General features: G+C 44.9%; 2 tRNA genes. Both read left to right on the top strand.

From position 1 onward, the window contains the following. Positions 1–102: 102 nt before the first annotated feature. Positions 103–179 (top strand) — tRNA-Ile (locus H3U96_RS11110). A 49-nt stretch (positions 180–228) separates the two neighbouring features. Then, positions 229–304: transfer RNA gene (locus H3U96_RS11105), tRNA-Ala, on the top strand. Positions 305–412: the final 108 nt, after the last annotated feature.

Genomic DNA, 412 nt, shown 5'->3' with positions numbered 1-412 from the left:
CGTAACAAGGTAACCGTAGGGGAACCTGCGGTTGGATCACCTCCTTACGAAGTGCTCGTAAGTGTTCACACAGATTGTTTGTTTAGAAAGAGTCACTTTATTGGGTCTGTAGCTCAGGTGGTTAGAGCGCACCCCTGATAAGGGTGAGGTCGGTGGTTCAAGTCCACTCAGACCCACCAATTCGACTGCTTAAGCGGATAGCTTGATTGGTTGATGAAGTGAGACAATGGGGCTATAGCTCAGCTGGGAGAGCGCCTGCCTTGCACGCAGGAGGCCAGCGGTTCGATCCCGCTTAGCTCCACCATTAAAGAAATCTCTTTTATATATAAATTATGTTTGTATTTATTTGATATTCGAATGAATAGAAAGATAAAGCTCTTTAACAATTAGGAACAAGCTGAAAGAAACGAGT

Source organism: Gilliamella sp. M0364 (assembly GCF_016100565.1).
In the GTDB taxonomy this organism is placed as follows: domain Bacteria; phylum Pseudomonadota; class Gammaproteobacteria; order Enterobacterales; family Orbaceae; genus Gilliamella; species Gilliamella apis.
Note: the sequence above shows the minus strand (reverse complement) of the source record. Positions and strands in the feature narration are given on the sequence as shown.